Here is a 16,032-nt window from a genome sequence, read left to right as displayed (position 1 = left end):
GTGTCATGACCGGTTCCATAGAACAGGGCACCAGCCAGACCCACGGGAACACGCACATCCTGCACTTCCTGGTGCGGCTGCCCCGTCCGATGGCCGCCGTCTGGCCCTACCTGGCCACCGAGGACGGCCTCGCGTCCTGGTGCACCCCGGTCGACACGCTCGAACCCCGGCTCGGCGGCACGGTCGACCTGGGAGAGCTGGGCGGCGGGCGCATCACCGCCTGGGACGTGGACCGGGTCGCCGAGTACACGGGGGACCGGGGCCGCATCCGGTTCCACCTGGAACGGGACGGCGAGGACGGGGCCGCGCTGCGCTTCACCCACGAGTTCCAGGGCGAGGCCGAGACCGAGCAGCGCTGGCGGTCCCGCTTCGAGCGGCTGATCGAGCGCGTGGAGCGCGGCTGAGCGCGGCCGGGCGCGCGAAACGGGGTCTCACTCCCCGATGTCCTCGTTCCACACATCGGGACGGCGGGCGACGAAGTCCCGCATCAGCGCGACGCACTCCGGATCGTCGAGGAGCACGATCTCCACGCCGTGCTCCGCCAGCCAGTCGTGCCCGCCCCGGAACGTGACCGCCTCGCCGATCACGACCCGTGGGATGCCGAACTGCCGGACGAGACCCGAGCAGTACCAGCACGGCGACAGCGTCGTCACCATGGTCGTGCCCCGGTACGACCGCTGCCGGCCCGCCGCCCGGAACGCGGCCGTCTCCGCGTGCAGGGAGGGGTCGCCGTCCTGCACACGCCGGTTGTTGCCCCGTCCGAGCAGCGTCCCGTCGGCCGCGTACAGCGCGGCGCCGATCGGGATACCGCCCTCGCCGAGCCCCGCCCGCGCCTCCGCGAGCGCGGTCCCGAGCCACCGCCGCGCCTGTGCCGGATCCATGGCCCCACTGTCCTGCGCGCCGGGGCTCAGGGCAACGGCGCGAAATTCCCGGGCCCCGCGCCCGGTCCGCCGCTACGCTCGCCCGCACGCCCGTGCCCGGCGAGAGGAGCGGCCCGTGCGTCCCCTGCTCTACCTCGACGTCGACGGCCCGCTGAACCCGTACGCCGCCAAGGCCCAGCGCCGGCCGGACGGCTACACGACCCACCGGATGAAGCCCGAGGGCTGGCTGTCCCGGCACGGCGACACCCCCGCACACCGGGTGAAGCCCCTGCGGGTGTGGCTGCACCCCGGCCACGGGAGCCGGCTGCGCGAGCTGGCCGAGCGGTACGAGCTGGTGTGGGCGACCACCTGGGGCACGGAGGCGAACACCTTCATCGGGCCCGTCCTCGGGCTGCCCGAGCTGCCCGTCGTGGAGTGGCCCGGCACGGACGGCGACGGCGGGCGGCCGGACGGCACGTTCTGGAAGACCGGGCCGCTGGTCGCGCACGCGCGGGGGCGGCCCTTCGCGTGGGTCGACGACGAACTCGGTCCCGCCGATCGGGACTTCGTCGCCGCGCGGCACGACGCCCCCGCGCTGCTGCACCGCGTCGACGCCCGGCTCGGGCTGCGGGAGGCGGACTTCGTGGCGTTGGACGCCTTCGCCGGGAGCGTGCGGCGGTAATTCGCTGGCGGGGGCGCGGCCGGCGGTGTTGGGTTGCGGGTCCCGGACGGTCGCACGGACGCCGGGGTGAGGAGTGCTGGTGGGACGTTTGGGGCGGGCCTGGCGGGTGGCCGAACTGCGGCAGCGGGGCGGGGTGCTGGCGGCCTTCGTGGCCGCGTGCTGCGAGGACGAGAAGCGGGCGCGTGCGGCGCGGGACCTGGGGGCGCGCCTGGCCGGCTACGGGCCCCCCGACCGGTGGGAGGCCGAGAAGGCCGTGGCGACGCTGGAGCGGTGGGCCGGCGACATCGAGGAGCACCCGTACCACCCGGGCGTCCCGCGTCCCGACGAGACCGACCGGCAGACCCGCGACCACGTCAAGGACGTCCAGCGCGACCGCCTCACGACGGCGGCCCGTGACTGGAGATCGGGGACGCGGCTCTCCCTCGACGTCTACCTCGACCAGCTGCGCCGGGTGCGCGGCCTCGACCCGTGCGTCCGGGAGGACGCGTACTACCTCTACGGCCGCGGCACGATGGCCCTCGATCTGGGCGACCGCGCGACCGCCGCACGTGAGACGGCCCGCCTGAGGGAACTGCGGGACGCCCACGGCCGGTAGCCCGGTGCCGCGGGATCGGGACGACGGCGTCAGGGCTCGTCGCGCTTGGTGCCGTCCTCGTCCTCGTCGCGCGTCTTCCCGTCCTCGCCCAGGGACTTCAGGAAGTCCGGGTTGTCGTCGGGCGCCACCCACTGCTGCCGCCGGCGGTCCCGTACGCCCGACCAGCCGTCGGCGGCCGGGCTGCGCTTCTTGCCCGCGATCAGCCACGAGATGGAGCCGACCAGCGGGAAGACGAGCACGAGGATCGCCCACAGCGGCTTCGGCATGTGGCGGATGTCCTTCTCCTCCGTGCTGATGCAGTCGATGAACGCGTACACGCTCAGCGCCAGTGGCACGAGGAACATCAGCACCCGGAGCATGGGCCCTCTCCAGTGGAACGGTCGTCGGGCCGGGGGCACGGCCCCCGGGTTCCAGGCCAGGGTAGCCGCTCGGGGATACTTGACCCCATGGCTTACGACGATCTTCGATCCCTGCTCAGGGCCCTGGAGCGGGAAGGCGACCTCAAGCGCGTGAAGGCGGAGGTCGATCCGTACCTGGAGGTCGGGGAGATCGTCGACCGGGTGCAGAAGTCCGGCGGCCCCGCGCTCCTCTTCGAGAACGTGAAGGGCTCCTCGATGCCCCTCGCGATGAACGTCTTCGGCACGGACCGCCGGCTGCTGAAGGCCCTGGGCCTGAAGTCGTACGCGGACATCTCCGACAAGATCGGCGGGCTGCTCAAGCCCGAACTGCCGCACGGGTTCGTCGGGGTGCGCGAAGCGTTCGGCAAGCTCGGCGCGATGGCGCACGTCCCGCCGAAGAAGGTCAAGGACGCCCCCGTCCAGGAGGTCGTGCTCACCGGCGACGACGTCGACCTGGACCGGCTGCCCGCCCTGTTCACCTGGCCCAAGGACGGCGGCTCCTTCTTCAATCTGGGGCTGACGCACACCAAGGACCCGGAGAGCGGCATCCGCAACCTCGGGCTCTACCGGCTCCAGCGCCACGACAAGCGCACCATCGGCATGCACTGGCAGATCCACAAGGACAGCCGCAACCACTACCAGGTGGCGGCCCGCAGGGGCGAGCGCCTGCCCGTCGCGATCGCCTTCGGCTGCCCGCCCGCCGTGACCTACGCCTCCACCGCCCCGCTGCCCGGCGACATCGACGAGTACCTGTTCGCCGGCTTCGTCGCGGGCAAGCGGATCGAGATGGTCGACTGCAAGACGGTGCCGCTGCAGGTGCCCGCGCAGGCCGAGGTCGTCCTGGAGGGCTGGCTGGAGCCCGGCGAGATGCTGCCCGAGGGGCCGTTCGGCGACCACACCGGCTTCTACACCCCGCAGGAGCCGTTCCCGGCGCTCACCATCGACTGTGTGACGATGCGCAAGCGGCCGCTGCTCCAGTCCATCGTCGTGGGCCGGCCGCCCACCGAGGACGGGCCCCTCGGCCGCGCGACGGAACGCTTCTTCCTGCCCCTGCTGAAGATCATCGTGCCGGACATCGTGGACTACCACCTGCCCGAGGCCGGCGGCTTCCACAACTGCGCGATCGTCTCGATCGACAAGAAGTACCCCAAGCACGCCCAGAAGGTCATGCACGCCGTCTGGGGCGCCCACATGATGTCCCTGACCAAGCTGATCGTCGTCGTCGACTCCGACTGCGACGTCCACGATCTGCACGAGGTCGCCTGGCGGGCCCTGGGCAACACCGACTACGCCCGGGACCTCACCGTCGTCGAGGGCCCCGTCGACCATCTCGACCACGCCTCCTACCAGCAGTTCTGGGGCGGCAAGGCCGGCATCGACGCCACGCGGAAGTGGCCCGAGGAGGGCTACACCCGCGACGGCGGCTGGCCGGACATGGTCGAGTCCGACCCGGAGACGGCGGCGAAGGTCGACCGCCGCTGGAAGGAGTACGGCCTGTGAGCAGCGCCTCCGCCGCGATCCCGCAGCCCGGACGCACCAAGGCGTTCCTGCGCCTGGTCATGATCGAGCACTCGGTGTTCGCGCTGCCCTTCGCCTACATCGCCGCGCTGACCGCGATGTTCGAGTGGGACCGGAACATCCACTGGGGCCGGCTGCTCCTGGTGACGATCTGCATGGTCGGGCTGCGCACCTTCGCGATGGCCGTGAACCGGATCATCGACCGCGAGATCGACGCCCGCAATCCGCGCACCGCCCACCGCGAACTGGTCACCGGCGCGATGTCGGTGCGGCACGCCTGGACCGGCGCCCTGATCGCCCTGGTCGTGTTCCTGGGCTCGGCGGCACTGCTGAACCCGCTGTGCCTGGCGCTCGCCCCGATCGCGGTCGTGCCGATGGTGGTCTACCCCTACGGCAAGCGGTTCACGAACTTCCCGCAGGCCATCCTCGGTCTCGCCCAGGCGATGGGCCCGGTCGGCGGCTGGCTGGCCATCACCGGCTCCTGGTCGTGGGACGCGGTGATCCTGGGTCTCGCCGTCGGCGTCTGGATCGGCGGCTTCGACCTCATCTACGCCTGCCAGGACGTGGAGACGGACCGCGAGATCGGCGTCCGGTCGGTGCCGGCCCGCTTCGGCATCCCGGCGGCGATCTGGGGCGCCCGTGTCTGCCACACCGTCACCACCGCCCTGTTCGTCTGGTACGGCGTCGCGACCGGCGCCGGCGCCTTCTTCTGGCTGGGCGCGCTGATCGTGGCCGGTGCCTTCCTCTACGAGCACTCGATCGTGCGCCCGCACGATCTGTCCCGGCTGAACCGGGCGTTCTTCAGCGTCAACGGGTTCATCGGGATCGCCCTGTTCGTGTGCGCGCTGCTGGACCTGCTGGTGCGCGGACTGACCGTCTGACCCGGCCCGTCAGACCGGCGGTTCCGCGCGGGGGCCGGTGTCCCGGCGGCGCAGCACGAACGCCGCCGCCACACCGGCCACCAGCCCCACCAGATGCCCCTGCCAGCTGACGCCGGACTGGGTCGGGGCGAGGCCCGCCAGCATGGAGCCGCCCCACACGGCGGCCACCAGGACGCCGACGAGCACGCCGAGCGGGCGGCGCTCCACGAAGCCCGTGACCAGCAGGAAGCCGAAGAGGCCGAAGATCAGGCCGGAGGCGCCCGCCGTATTGGTGCCGGACGGCGATATCAGCCATACGCCCAGCCCGTCGGCGACCACGACCAGCGCGCACACCGCGGCGAACCGGCGGATGCCGCCGAGCGCGGCGAGGAAGCCGAGGACCAGCAGCGGCACGGTGTTCGCCGCGACATGGGCGAAGCCGAAGTGGACGAACGCCGCCGGGACCACGTCCACCAGCTCGGACGGGGTCCGCGGGACGATCCCGAAGCCGTCCAGCGCGTGTCCGCCCAGCACGTCGACGAGCTCCAGCAGCCACAGCAGCGCCACCCAGCCCAGCATCAGCTTGGCCGCCGTCAGCGCGCGCTCCCCGCGCGACCCCGCGCGCACCGCGTCCCGCACACCTGTCATGGCAACCCCACCGTCCGACTCGTCCCCGAACGGGAACGCCTGGGCCCCCTTGGTCGGTTCCCACCCCGTGCCGCCGGATAGGCTCGGTGTCGTGAACCCAGCCAAGCCAGGAGAGACGGCCCGAACGCCTTGGATCGTAGGGGTGTCCGGCGCTTCCGGCACCCCATACGCCGCCGCGGTGCTGCGTGCGCTCCTCGACGCGGGGGAGAGCGTCGACCTGGTGGTCAGCCGGGCCTCGCGGCTCACCCTGCTCGACGAGACCGGGATCTCCTTCCGGGACGCCCACTGGCGCGACGACCTGCGCGAATGGCTCGCCCGTGGCGCCGACGGCAAGCCCGGCACCTTCGAGACGGACCTCACCGACGTGCGGTACTGGCCGGCGGGGGACCTGGCCGCGGGCCCGTCCTCCGGGTCGTACGCCACGAAGGGCATGCTCGTCGTGCCCGCCTCGACGGCCTGTGTGGCCGGTGTCGCGCTCGGGCTCTCCAAGGACCTCCTCCAGCGGGCGGCGAGCGTCACCCTGAAGGAGAGCCGCCGGCTCGTCGTCGCCGTTCGGGAGACCCCTTTGAACGGGCAGACGCTGCGGCATCTCGTCACCCTCGACGACGCGGGCGCCGTCGTCGTGCCCGCCTCGCCCGCCTTCTACGCCGGGGCCACGCACATCCAGGACCTGGTGGACTTCGTGGCCGGACGCGTCCTCGACGCGGCGGGGGTGGAGCACCGGCTCTACCGCCGCTGGAAGGGCGAACTCGGCGGTGGCGCCCGCCCCGCCTGAGCGGGCTCAGCACCTCAGGCAGCAGCACGGCAGCAATCACGTCAGACCTCTTCAGCGGAAGGCTTCGAATCGCATGGACGCGGTGGACAGGCAGCTCATCCAGGCCCTGAGGGAGAACGGGCGGGCCTCCTACGCGGAGCTGGGGCGCCTCGTCGGACTGTCGGGGCCCAGCGTCACCGACCGCATCAACCGGCTGGAGGCGGCCGGTGTCATCACCGGTTACCGGGCCACCGTCGACGCCTCCTCGCTCGGCCTCGGCGTCACCGCCCTCATCGGCATCTCGCTGACGGACGCCACCGACCACGAGGACGTGGCGACCCGGCTCAAGGACCTCTCCGAGGTCGAGGACTGCTGGTTCATCGCCGGTGACGACTCGTACATGCTCAAGGTGCGGGCGACCGACGTGGACGGCCTGGAGAAGATCATCCGGCGGCTCAGCGCGACCGAGGGCGTCTCCCGGACCCGTACCACCATCGTGCTCTCCACCAAGTGGGAGAACCGGGTCGGAGAGCTGCCCGAAGAGGTCTGAGGGCGCAGGCGTAACGTGGGGGCGAGCTTCGTGGAAAGGTGTTGGCATGGACGTCGGGCTCAAGCGCGAGCTGGAGGAGAAGGTCCGCTCCGGTGAGCGGCTGTCCCGCGAGGACGGCATCGCGCTGTACGAGTCGGACGACCTGGCGTGGCTCGGCGGCCTCGCCCACGAGGTGCGCACCCGCAAGAACGGCGACGTCGTGCACTTCAACGTCAACCGTCACCTCAACATGACGAACGTGTGCACGGCCTCCTGCGCGTACTGCTCCTTCCAGCGCAAGCCGGGGGAGAAGGACGCGTACACGATGCGCATCGAGGAGGCGGTCAAGCTCGCCAAGGCGATGGAGGGCGAGAACCTCACCGAGCTGCACATCGTCAACGGGCTGCACCCGAACCTGCCGTGGCGCTACTACCCGCGCTCGCTGCGGGAGTTGAAGGCCGCGCTGCCGGACGTGTCGCTGAAGGCGTTCACGGCGACGGAGATCCACCACTTCGAGACGATCTCCGGGCTGTCCGCCTCCGAGATCCTCGACGAGCTGATCGACGCCGGTCTGGAGTCCCTGACCGGCGGCGGCGCGGAGATCTTCGACTGGGAGGTCCGCCGGCACATCGTGGACCACCGCACCCACTGGGAGGACTGGTCCCGTATCCACCGCCTGGCGCACGAGAAGGGTCTGAAGACCCCGTGCACCATGCTGTACGGGCACATCGAGGAGCCCCGCCACCGAGTCGACCACGTCCTCAGGCTCCGTGAACTGCAGGACGAGACCGGCGGGTTCCAGGTCTTCATCCCGCTGCGCTACCAGCACGACTTCGTGGACGTGAAGGACGGCAAGGTCCGCAACCGCCTCCAGGCCCGCACGCAGATGGCGACCGGCGCCGAGGCGCTGAAGACCTTCGCGGTCTCCCGGCTGCTGTTCGACAACGTGCCGCACGTGAAGGTGTTCTGGGTGATGCACGGCGTGCAGACCGCCCAGCTGGCCCTCCAGCACGGAGCCGACGACATGGACGGCTCGGTCGTCGAGTACAAGATCACGCACGACGCGGACAACTTCGGCACGCCGAACAAGCTGACCCGTGACGATCTGCTGGACCTGATCCGGGACGCCGGCTTCCGCCCGGTGGAGCGCAACACGCGCTACGAGATCATCCGGGAGTACGACGGCCCGGACCCGGCGCGGCGTGAGGCTCCGCAGCCGATGAGGGTCTGACCGGTCGCGTGGCGGGCGCGGGTGAGCGGGGCCTGTCGCGCCCGGCGGCGGATCCGCACATCGATGCAGTCCCGGGCCCCCAGGGGGTGTCTGACAATTCCCGTCGTCCGCCCGGAAGGGCGGGCCTCGCGGCGTCCGGTGCGTGCGATCGCAAGGCGCCGGAGCGCCCGCGTGGCGGAGTCCACGTGGGCGTTTCGGCAGCGCGGCGAGCGTGCGTGCCGGACACCGCGAGGCAGGCGGGGATTGTCAGACACCCCCTAGAGGGTACTCGTGGCCGCATGGCTGGGAAGGCACCTGAGGACGGCTTCACCGCGGAGCCCTTCGTTCCTGAGCGGGGTGGGCTGCCCGCCCTTCGGCGGGCCGCCGCGGACTGCCGGGGCTGCCCCCTGCACCGGGACGCCACGCAGACGGTGTTCGGTGCCGGTGACGCCCACGCGCGCGTGATGCTCGTCGGTGAACAGCCCGGCGATCAGGAGGACCGGCAGGGAAGGCCCTTCGTCGGGCCCGCCGGGAAGCTTCTCGACCGGGCGCTCGCCGAGGCCGGGATCGACCCGGGCCAGGCATACGTCACCAACGCCGTGAAGCACTTCAAGTTCACGCGGGCCGAACCGCGCAAGCGCCGTATCCACAAGGCGCCGACGCTGCGGGAGATGACGGCGTGCGGGCCGTGGCTCGCCGCCGAGCTGGCCGTCGTGGAGCCGGAGCTGATCGTGGTCCTCGGCGCCACCGCCGGGAAGGCGCTGCTCGGCTCCTCGTTCCGGGTCACGCAGGTGCGCGGGACCGTGCTGGAGGAGGAGATCCACGGGCGCAGGGAGCGGCTGGTGCCCACCGTCCACCCGTCGTCCGTGCTGCGCGCGGACGACCGGGAGTCGGCCTACGACGGGCTCCTGTCCGATCTGAGAGTGGCGGCGCGCATACTGGCGTAAGGGTTACGATGCTTGAGTGTCCCTTACTTTCACCTTGGATCCCGCCGTCACCCCCGCACTGCGCGACGGCATCCTCGACCTGTGGACCGACGTCTCCAACGCGGGCGGCTCCGTCGGGTTCGTGCCGCCGGTGACGACCGAGGCGGTGCGGCCGGAGCTGGTCAAGCACCTGGTCGCGATGGCGGAGGGCCGTACCCGGCTGCTCGTCGGGCACGACCAGGACGGACGGATCGCCGCGGCCGCCTTCCTCACCCACAACACGCACCGGCTGATGACGCACTGGCTGTGGCTCTACACGGTGATGGTGCACCCCCGCCACCAGGGCAAGGGCTACGGCCGCGACCTGCTCGCCGCCGCCGAGGGCGCCGCCCGCGGCATCGACGGCATCGAGGCGATCCGGCTCACCTGCCGGGGCGGCCTCGGCCTGGAGCGGTTCTACGGCTCCTGCGGCTACAAGGAGGTCGGCCGCGTCCCCGGCGCGATCCGTGTGGCGCCCGGCGACGACCGCGACGACATCATCATGCTGCTGCCGCTCGGCTGAGGGCCCCCTGCAAGATCGGGACCCGGACGTGCTTCACTGGACGATGCCCTTTGGGAATGTTCGTACCGTTGACGGAAGAGTGGATTGAGATGCTCCGCTACACGCTGATGCGCCTCGGGGTCTTCGTGGGCTGCTTCGTGGTCGTCTGGGGCCTCGTCTACAGCGGCATCGTCCCGCGCGGCTTCGGCGCCTCCAACGGCATCTGGATGATCCTGCTCGCCCTGCTGCTCTCGGCCCCGATCAGCTTCGTCGTCCTGCGCAAGGAACGTGACCGCGCCTCCGCCGGCATCGTGCAGCGCGTCGACCGGATGAAGTCCAACCTGGAGGCGAACCGCAGCCAGGAGGACGACGTCGACGACGCCGCCCGCGCGCAGGGCTGAGCCCGCGCGCCGCGCCGCCTGCGCGTGCCTACCCGCCGCCCTCACCGAAGGACGGGAAGGAACACGCGCCGGCGTCCGTGCTGCAACACTGCCGTGGACCGCCCCCGCCCTACCGTCCGGTAAGACCCCGGTCCGCCCCCCTTACGCTGGTCCGGACCCATGGTGTGGGATGGCCTGAATCACACCGGGGATCACACCAGGATCACGCCGGGCGGCGACACATGCCCGGTACACGCAACGCAGAGGGGGAACTGTGGCACGAGGGCGCGCGAAAGCGGGCGCACGACGCGTGGCCGAGGCGGTCGCCTCGGGCACCGATCCACGCAGGGCCGCGCAGGAGGAACTGCGCCGCCAGGCGGGCGGTCGGGGAGCCCGGCAGGACGGTGACGGCGGCGGCGAGTACGAGGCCCAGGGCTGGAACATCGACCCGGACGACTTCCCGGCCGCCCGGGAGCAGGGCGGCTCGACCGCGACCGTCATGCGGCAGAAGACGGTGCCGCTGGACGAGGCCGGTGAGGCCCTCGGACGCAGCGAACAGGAGCGCAAGGGCGGCGAGGTGGTGCACGCCATCTGCCCGATGGTGCTGCCGAAGGGCCGCTCGTTCCTCTCCATGCTGCCGGTGCTGAGCCTGCTCGTCCTGGGTGCCGTGGGCGCCTCGATCGTGGGCGCGGCCGGGGCCGACGTGCTGACCAACCCCCTGTTCGGCGTGCACTACTGGGTCGTCTCGCTCGCCGCGGTCGCCTTCGTGTGGTGGCGGCAGGGCATGGTCATGGTGCCCGACGGCTCCCAGGCGCTGATCACCCGGTTCGGCAAGCTGGAGAAGGTCGTCGGACCGGGCCGGGTCGTGCTGCTGAGCCCCTGGAAGCGGGTGTCGTACATCGTCAACACCACCCGTGAGTACCCGTTCAACGCGCCGGTGCGCGAGGCCCCGACCCGGGGCGGGGTGAAGGCGTCGATCGACCTGTTCATCCAGTTCCGGATCAGCGACCCCACCGAGTTCGTGTACACGCTCGGCGCGGTGCGCGGCTTCGAGGAGAAGCTGAGCAACGCCGTCAGCGAGACGATCCGCAGCCTCATCTACGAGCAGGAGGCCGCCGGCATCTACGACATGGTCGGAGAGGACACCGGCCGGCTCCTGGAGCAGCTGAACCAGCAGTTCCGTCCGGCCGTCGAGCTGACCAACGCCAACATCACCCACGCCGAGCCGTCCGACCAGCGCTACCGCATGGACCTCGCGGCACCCGAGATGGTCCGCATGGCCAAGGAGGCGTACACGCACGAGTACGCGCTCCAGCTGCGCAAGGAGCAGGACGAGGGCGACCTGAGCCGTGAGCTCGCCTCCAGCCAGGAGACGCTGTCCGCGATCCAGGCCGACATCGCCCAGTACCAGGCGCAGATGGACACGGCCGTGGAGCGCGAGACCAACCGCGCCGAGGCCCTTGCCCGCCAGCGCTACGTCCAGGCCGAGTCGGAGGCGAAGGCCAACGCGGCGCTCCTGGAGGCGCAGGCCCTCGACATCCGGGCGGTGACCGCCGCGGAGGCGCCGGAGATCCTGGAGTACCGCTACCAGCAGCAGGTGCTGGACACCCTGGAGGAGGTCGCCGACCACCTGCCCCGCCTGGTCCGCATCGGCGGCACCTCCGACGGCGCCGGCATCGACTTCCTGGAGCTGGCCCGCGAACTGGTCGGCGAACGCGGCACGGAGCTGTTCAGCGACGCCGACATGGCCGCCGTCCGCGCCCGGCTCGGCGAGGTGTCCGAGCGGATCGCCGCCCGCGAGGAGGAGATCGGCGCGCTGCTGGCCGCCGACCGGCCCACCGTGCCCGGACCGGGCGCGGCGACCGACGACATCGAGCTCTCCGAGGAGGCCGCCCAGTGAGCACCGCCCGAACCCACCGCCGGTCGGTCATCTCCGAGGCCGTCGCCCCCTGGACCGACATCGCCAGGCTGCTGCGCGGCGGCGAGGCCGACACCCTGATCCCCGTCATCATCCCCCGGCACCGGCGCCGGGTGTGGTGGATGCTGCCGCTGTGGCTCGGCGTCTACGCCCTGCTGATGGGCGTGACGCTGTCCCTGCACGCGGCCGACGCCGAGTCGTCCGCCGGGGACCTCGCCTACGGCACCCTGGCCGCCCTGTCCTACGCGGGCGGCGCCGTGCTGGTGCTGATCGGTGCCCTGTGGTGGTGGCGTTCCTCCATCGTCGAGATCGAGCAGGGCACCAACGGCGTCCTGACCCGCTACGGCGCGGTCGTCCGCACCCTCGACGCCGGCCGGCACTACCTGTGGCACCCGTGGTCCCGGGTCGACTTCGTCGTGGACACCGCCACCGAGATCCCGTACTCGGCCCCGGTGATGGCCTGCCCGACGCAGGAGAACGTGCCGCTGCGCTCGATCGAGTTCTTCCTGAAGTTCCGCATCACCGACGCCGTGCTGTTCGTCCGCACGATCGGCGCGGGCAACTTCGACCTGGTGCTCTCCAGCGCCGTGCAGGACGCCATCCGCCAGCGGGCCCGCAAGATGCGCACCGAGCGGGCGTACGACCTGCGCGGTTCGGACGTGGCCGACATGCAGGAGCTGCTCAACCGGCAGCTGTCCGGCTACGGCGTGCGCATCACCGGCTGCAACATCCCGGACGTGCAGCTGCCGACGCAGTACCAGCAGCACCTGGCCACCCGGGAGCGGGTCGCCAAGGAGCGCACGGCCTACGAGCAGGAGTGGGGCCTGGTCCGCAAGCGCCGCATCGACCAGCTCGGCATGGACATCGAGCGTGCCAAGAAGGTGCGTGACGCCCGGATCGTCGAGGTCAAGGCCGCGCTGAACCGGGCCCGCGAGGAGGTCGCCCAGCTGCTGGAGGAGCAGGAGACCAACGCCCAGCGGGTGCGGTTCGAGATCGAGACGCGGGGCCGCAGCGGCCTGATCGCCGCCGAGAACGAGGCCCGCGCCCAGCGCGCCCTCGCCAAGGCGTACCGCGACAACCGGGCCGTGCTCCAGTACGAACTGGCGCGGCGCCGCCTGGAGGTGGGCGCGAAGCTCGCCGGGCGGGCCCCGCAGCCGGTGGTCGTGCGCACCGACGGTTCCAGCGCCGACACCTCGGCCCTGTCCACGCTGCTCACCGCGCAGCTGCTGCCGCGGCTGACGGCGCTGCCCGCCGCGGACGCCCGGCCCTGGGCGGACCGGGTGGCACGGCTCGCCGAGGAGCGGGGCGACGACGACGAGTAGGACGGCGGGTTGGCGACGGGCCGGGCGGGATCTCCCGCCCGGCCCGTACGCTGAGCGCCATGGGTGCCGTGAAGACCAAACGGATGCCGCGGGCCGTCCGTGAGCAGCAGATGCTGGACGCCGCCGTGCGGACCTTCGGCCGGCGCGGGTACATGGCCGCGTCGATGGACGAGGTCGCCGAACTCGCGGGTGTCTCGAAGCCGTTGGTGTACCTCTACCTGAACTCCAAGGAAGACCTCTTCACCGCCTGCATCCGGCGGGAGTCCGCCGCGCTCGTCGCGGCCATCCGGTCCGGCGTCCGGCCCGAGCTGCCCGCCGACCGGCAGCTCTGGGACGGACTGCGGGCGTTCTTCACCCACACCTCGCACTACCCGGACGCCTGGTCCGTGCTGCACCTGCAGGCCCGCACCCACGGCGAGCCGTTCGCCTCCGAGGTCGCCGCGATGCGCGCGGACATCGTCGCGTTCGTCACGCAGCTGATCCTGGTCGCGGCCCGTGAGGCGCACCGCGACCCCGACCTTCCCGAGAGGGAGGTCGCCGGGGTCGCCGAGGCCCTGGTGGGGGCCGCCGAGTCCCTGGCCGACTGGGCCAACACCACCCCCGGTGTGAGCGCGCGCGAGGCGGCGGCCACGCTGATGAACTTCGCGTGGGCCGGCCTGGGCGACCTCAGGGAGGGCCGGCGCTGGACGCCGCCCGACGCCGCTCAGGAGGCCAGCGGGTAGACCTCCCCGGTCAGGTGGAGGCGGCCGGCGCCGCGCAGTTCGAACCGCCCGTCCCGGGCGCCGTAGGTCACGGTCGCCGGCAGCAGCACCGGTGCCCGGAAGCCGGCCCGCACCCGGACCGCGTCCGGTGTGCCGTGCTCGGCCAGACAGCGGGCCACCGTCCACATGCCGTGCGCGATGGCCCGCGGGAAGCCGAACAGGCGGGCGGTGAGCGGGTGCAGATGGATGGGGTTGCGGTCCCCGGAGGCCGCGCCGTACCGCCGTCCGATGTCCGCGGGGACCGTCCACTCGGCGACCCCGGGCAGCGGCTCCGGTTCCCCGGCCGGCGCCGGGGGTGCCTGGCCGTCCGTGCGGTGGCGGGCGAGGTAGTGGCCGGCCGACTCCCACACGAGGCGGTCTCCGGACCGGACCTCGGTGACCACGACCGCCTCGGTGCCCCGGCGGTGCGGCACCAGCCGGTCGACCCGCACCCCGACCTCGTAGGTGCCGGACGCGGGCAGCGCGGTGTGCCGGGTGATCTCGATGGACGTGTGGACGAGCCCGAGCAGGGGCAGCGGGAACTCCCGCGCGCTCATCAGCCGCATGGCCAGCGGGAAGCCGAGCAGATGCGGGTAGGTGACGGGCAGCGTGCCGCCGTCCGCCGGGAAGCCGCACACCCGCTCGTACGCCGCGAGGCGTGCCGGATCGACGCGGACGCCGGGCAGCACGAGCCGGGTCGGGGGGAACTCCGCGCCGGGGCGCGGCCGTTTGAACGGGGAGAGCACCGCGCCCCGGGCGAGCAGGGCGGGCAGCCGGGGCGCACCGGTCAGGACGGTCGTCATCAGGCCCCCAGCAGGCTCTGGCCGCACACCCGCACGACCTGGCCGTTGACGGCGCCCGACGCCGGGTGCGCGAGCCAGGCGGTCGTCTCGGCGACGTCGGACGGCAGGCCGCCCTGCGCGAGGGAGTTCATGCGCCGGCCCGCCTCCCGGATGAACAGCGGGACCGCCGCGGTCATCTTCGTCTCGATGAAGCCCGGCGCGACCGCGTTCACCGTCACCCCGTGCCCGTCGAGCGCGCGCGGCGCGAGGGCGCGCACCATCCCGGCGACACCGGCCTTGCTCGCGCCGTAGTTGGTCTGCCCGGCGTTCCCCGCCAGCCCGGCGATCGACGCGGTCGCCACGATCCGCCCGCCGGTCCGCAGGGCGCCGGCCGCGAGCAGCGCGTCCGTGGTGCGCAGCACGCTCGCGAGGTTGACGTCCAGCACCGCGTTCCAGCGCTCGGCGGGCATGTTGACCAGGCGCCGGTCGCGGGTGATGCCGGCGTTGTGGACGAGGACGTCCAGCCCGTCCGGCAGCGCCGCCGCGATCCGCTGCCCGGCGTCGGGCGCGGTGATGTCCAGGGCGAGGGCGGTGCCGCCGAGCCGGTCGGCCACCCGCCGGGCGTCCTGCTCGGCCTGCGGGACGTCGAGGACGACGACCCGGGCGCCGTCCCTGGCCAGGGTCTCGGCGACCGCCTCGCCGATGCCGCGGGCGGCGCCGGTGACCAAGGCGGTGCGCCCGGCGAGAGGGCTGCCGGGATCGTCGGGCGGGGTGACCTCCTGCGGGCCGACCTCGACGACCTGGCCGCTGACGTACGCGGACCTGGGGGAGAGGAGGAAGCCGAGGGTGGACGCGGCGGCGCGGGCGTCGGTGAGCCGCACCAGGTTGACCGTCCTGCCCCGGCCGATCTCCTTGCCGAGGGAGCGGGTGAAGCCCTCCAGGGCCTGCTGGGCGGCGGCCTGGTGGTGGTCGGCGGGGTCGAGGGGCGCGCCCAGGACGACGATCCGCCCGCTCGCCGCCACCGACCGCACCACGGGGTGCAGGGCCGCGTGCACCTCGGCCAGCGTCTCGACGTCCCGGACCCCGGTCGCGTCGAGCACGACGGCGGCCGGGTGCTCGGCGGGGGCCGTGGTGAGCCCGAGGTCCGCCGCCGCGAGGTCGAGGACGGACTTGCCGGCCGTCAGCAGCAGCCGCTCCCCGTCGAGTTCGGGCCGGTCGGGCGACCAGCGGCGCAGCGGGGCGGGTTGGGGGAGCCCCAGGCGGCGGGTGAGGAACCGGCCGGGGGCGGTCCCCGTGAAGCTCAGATAGCGGTCGGCCATGCGGGACTCCCAGTGCGCTCCGGAACTGACTCGGGAGTAAGGTTACCGGA

19 protein-coding genes are annotated in these 16,032 nt (G+C 72.5%); 14 read left to right on the top strand and 5 right to left on the bottom strand.

The features are described 5' to 3' along the window. The first annotated feature begins 5 nt into the window (after positions 1-5). A complete protein-coding gene (locus ACFV46_RS04095; protein WP_361925463.1) occupies positions 6-404 on the top strand; it encodes a hypothetical protein in 399 nt (132 codons plus the stop codon). Positions 405-431: 27 nt separating this feature from the next. On the opposite strand, the gene ACFV46_RS04090 is transcribed toward ACFV46_RS04095, so the two are convergent. Continuing rightward, complete coding sequence (locus tag ACFV46_RS04090) at positions 432-881, bottom strand: nucleoside deaminase (RefSeq protein ID WP_361925465.1); 450 nt, start codon at positions 879-881, stop codon at positions 432-434. Between the two features lie 115 nt (positions 882-996). Between ACFV46_RS04090 and ACFV46_RS04085 the strand changes: the two genes are divergently transcribed. Beyond that, entirely contained in the window at positions 997-1,542 is a 546-nt protein-coding gene (locus ACFV46_RS04085; protein ID WP_385496939.1) for a hypothetical protein, read from the top strand. Positions 1,543-1,621: 79 nt separating this feature from the next. Then, positions 1,622-2,137 (top strand): hypothetical protein, encoded by a 516-nt coding sequence (locus ACFV46_RS04080; RefSeq protein WP_385496938.1) that lies wholly within the window; start codon positions 1,622-1,624, stop codon positions 2,135-2,137. A gap of 29 nt (positions 2,138-2,166) precedes the next feature. Here the strand turns inward: ACFV46_RS04080 and ACFV46_RS04075 are convergent, their stop codons facing one another. Then, complete coding sequence (locus ACFV46_RS04075) at positions 2,167-2,496, bottom strand: PLD nuclease N-terminal domain-containing protein (protein ID WP_361925471.1); 330 nt, start codon at positions 2,494-2,496, stop codon at positions 2,167-2,169. Between the two features lie 87 nt (positions 2,497-2,583). Between ACFV46_RS04075 and ACFV46_RS04070 the strand changes: the two genes are divergently transcribed. Together ACFV46_RS04070 and mqnP are read left to right on the top strand one after the other, a co-directional pair. Continuing rightward, complete coding sequence (locus ACFV46_RS04070; protein ID WP_361925473.1) at positions 2,584-4,035, top strand: menaquinone biosynthesis decarboxylase; 1,452 nt, start codon at positions 2,584-2,586, stop codon at positions 4,033-4,035. Then, the gene (gene mqnP / locus ACFV46_RS04065) at positions 4,032-4,934 is read left to right on the top strand and encodes a menaquinone biosynthesis prenyltransferase MqnP (protein WP_376728917.1); all 903 of its coding nucleotides are present in this window, start codon (positions 4,032-4,034) and stop codon (positions 4,932-4,934) included. Before ACFV46_RS04070 ends, mqnP begins: the two co-directional genes overlap by 4 nt. Before the next feature lie 9 nt (positions 4,935-4,943). On the opposite strand, the gene ACFV46_RS04060 is transcribed toward mqnP, so the two are convergent. Then, positions 4,944-5,561: a rhomboid family intramembrane serine protease gene (locus ACFV46_RS04060; protein WP_385496937.1), complete on the bottom strand. Its 618-nt coding sequence runs from the start codon at positions 5,559-5,561 to the stop codon at positions 4,944-4,946. 91 nt (positions 5,562-5,652) lie between these two features. Here ACFV46_RS04060 and ACFV46_RS04055 point away from each other — a divergent pair, with 91 nt between their 5' ends. From ACFV46_RS04055 to ACFV46_RS04015, 9 genes are all read left to right on the top strand, one after another. Further along, positions 5,653-6,336 (top strand): UbiX family flavin prenyltransferase, encoded by a 684-nt coding sequence (locus ACFV46_RS04055; RefSeq protein WP_376728919.1) that lies wholly within the window; start codon positions 5,653-5,655, stop codon positions 6,334-6,336. Positions 6,337-6,409: 73 nt separating this feature from the next. Then, positions 6,410-6,865, top strand: coding sequence for an Lrp/AsnC family transcriptional regulator (locus ACFV46_RS04050; protein ID WP_062664259.1), 456 nt, complete (start codon positions 6,410-6,412; stop codon positions 6,863-6,865). A gap of 46 nt (positions 6,866-6,911) precedes the next feature. After that, the gene (gene mqnE / locus ACFV46_RS04045; RefSeq protein WP_361925480.1) at positions 6,912-8,075 is read left to right on the top strand and encodes an aminofutalosine synthase MqnE; all 1,164 of its coding nucleotides are present in this window, start codon (positions 6,912-6,914) and stop codon (positions 8,073-8,075) included. Positions 8,076-8,353: 278 nt separating this feature from the next. Beyond that, entirely contained in the window at positions 8,354-9,001 is a 648-nt protein-coding gene (locus ACFV46_RS04040) for a UdgX family uracil-DNA binding protein (protein WP_361925482.1), read from the top strand. 16 nt (positions 9,002-9,017) lie between these two features. Further along, positions 9,018-9,542, top strand: coding sequence for a GNAT family N-acetyltransferase (locus ACFV46_RS04035; protein ID WP_385496936.1), 525 nt, complete (start codon positions 9,018-9,020; stop codon positions 9,540-9,542). A gap of 89 nt (positions 9,543-9,631) precedes the next feature. Beyond that, positions 9,632-9,922 (top strand): DUF4229 domain-containing protein, encoded by a 291-nt coding sequence (locus ACFV46_RS04030; protein WP_361925484.1) that lies wholly within the window; start codon positions 9,632-9,634, stop codon positions 9,920-9,922. 253 nt (positions 9,923-10,175) lie between these two features. After that, positions 10,176-11,801, top strand: a complete 1,626-nt coding sequence (locus tag ACFV46_RS04025) for an SPFH domain-containing protein (RefSeq protein WP_385496934.1) — start codon at positions 10,176-10,178, stop codon at positions 11,799-11,801. Beyond that, positions 11,798-13,141: an SPFH domain-containing protein gene (locus ACFV46_RS04020; protein WP_385496933.1), complete on the top strand. Its 1,344-nt coding sequence runs from the start codon at positions 11,798-11,800 to the stop codon at positions 13,139-13,141. The genes ACFV46_RS04025 and ACFV46_RS04020 overlap by 4 nt, the downstream gene beginning before the upstream one ends. Positions 13,142-13,200: 59 nt before the next feature. Then, on the top strand, positions 13,201-13,863 hold the full coding sequence (locus tag ACFV46_RS04015) for a TetR/AcrR family transcriptional regulator (RefSeq protein WP_361925490.1): 663 nt from the start codon (positions 13,201-13,203) through the stop codon (positions 13,861-13,863). Here ACFV46_RS04015 and ACFV46_RS04010 read toward each other — a convergent pair. Then, positions 13,845-14,684: a MaoC family dehydratase gene (locus tag ACFV46_RS04010; RefSeq protein WP_385496932.1), complete on the bottom strand. Its 840-nt coding sequence runs from the start codon at positions 14,682-14,684 to the stop codon at positions 13,845-13,847. The two genes, ACFV46_RS04015 and ACFV46_RS04010, sit on opposite strands and share 19 nt — an antisense overlap. Beyond that, entirely contained in the window at positions 14,684-15,982 is a 1,299-nt protein-coding gene (locus tag ACFV46_RS04005) for a 3-oxoacyl-ACP reductase (protein WP_385496931.1), read from the bottom strand. Before ACFV46_RS04005 ends, ACFV46_RS04010 begins: the two co-directional genes overlap by 1 nt. Positions 15,983-16,032 lie beyond the last annotated feature (50 nt).

The sequence above is a fragment of the Streptomyces sp. NPDC059852 genome, from assembly GCF_042731455.1.
In the GTDB taxonomy this organism is placed as follows: Bacteria; Actinomycetota; Actinomycetes; order Streptomycetales; family Streptomycetaceae; genus Streptomyces.
Note: the sequence above shows the minus strand (reverse complement) of the source record. Positions and strands in the feature narration are given on the sequence as shown.

Excerpts from the sequence above, each read along its gene's own strand:
- ACFV46_RS04010 (WP_385496932.1), bottom strand. The coding sequence starts at position 14,684 with ATGACGACCGTCCTGACCGGTGCGCCCCGGCTGCCCGCCCTGCTCGCC.
- ACFV46_RS04050 (WP_062664259.1), top strand. The coding sequence starts at position 6,410 with ATGGACGCGGTGGACAGGCAGCTCATCCAGGCCCTGAGGGAGAACGGG.
- ACFV46_RS04030 (WP_361925484.1), top strand. The coding sequence starts at position 9,632 with ATGCTCCGCTACACGCTGATGCGCCTCGGGGTCTTCGTGGGCTGCTTC.
- ACFV46_RS04090 (WP_361925465.1), bottom strand. The coding sequence starts at position 881 with ATGGATCCGGCACAGGCGCGGCGGTGGCTCGGGACCGCGCTCGCGGAG.
- ACFV46_RS04040 (WP_361925482.1), top strand. The coding sequence starts at position 8,354 with ATGGCTGGGAAGGCACCTGAGGACGGCTTCACCGCGGAGCCCTTCGTT.
- ACFV46_RS04015 (WP_361925490.1), top strand. The coding sequence starts at position 13,201 with ATGGGTGCCGTGAAGACCAAACGGATGCCGCGGGCCGTCCGTGAGCAG.
- ACFV46_RS04095 (WP_361925463.1), top strand. The coding sequence starts at position 6 with ATGACCGGTTCCATAGAACAGGGCACCAGCCAGACCCACGGGAACACG.
- mqnE (WP_361925480.1), top strand. The coding sequence starts at position 6,912 with ATGGACGTCGGGCTCAAGCGCGAGCTGGAGGAGAAGGTCCGCTCCGGT.
- ACFV46_RS04070 (WP_361925473.1), top strand. The coding sequence starts at position 2,584 with ATGGCTTACGACGATCTTCGATCCCTGCTCAGGGCCCTGGAGCGGGAA.
- ACFV46_RS04060 (WP_385496937.1), bottom strand. The coding sequence starts at position 5,561 with ATGACAGGTGTGCGGGACGCGGTGCGCGCGGGGTCGCGCGGGGAGCGC.
- ACFV46_RS04075 (WP_361925471.1), bottom strand. The coding sequence starts at position 2,496 with ATGCTCCGGGTGCTGATGTTCCTCGTGCCACTGGCGCTGAGCGTGTAC.
- ACFV46_RS04005 (WP_385496931.1), bottom strand. The coding sequence starts at position 15,982 with ATGGCCGACCGCTATCTGAGCTTCACGGGGACCGCCCCCGGCCGGTTC.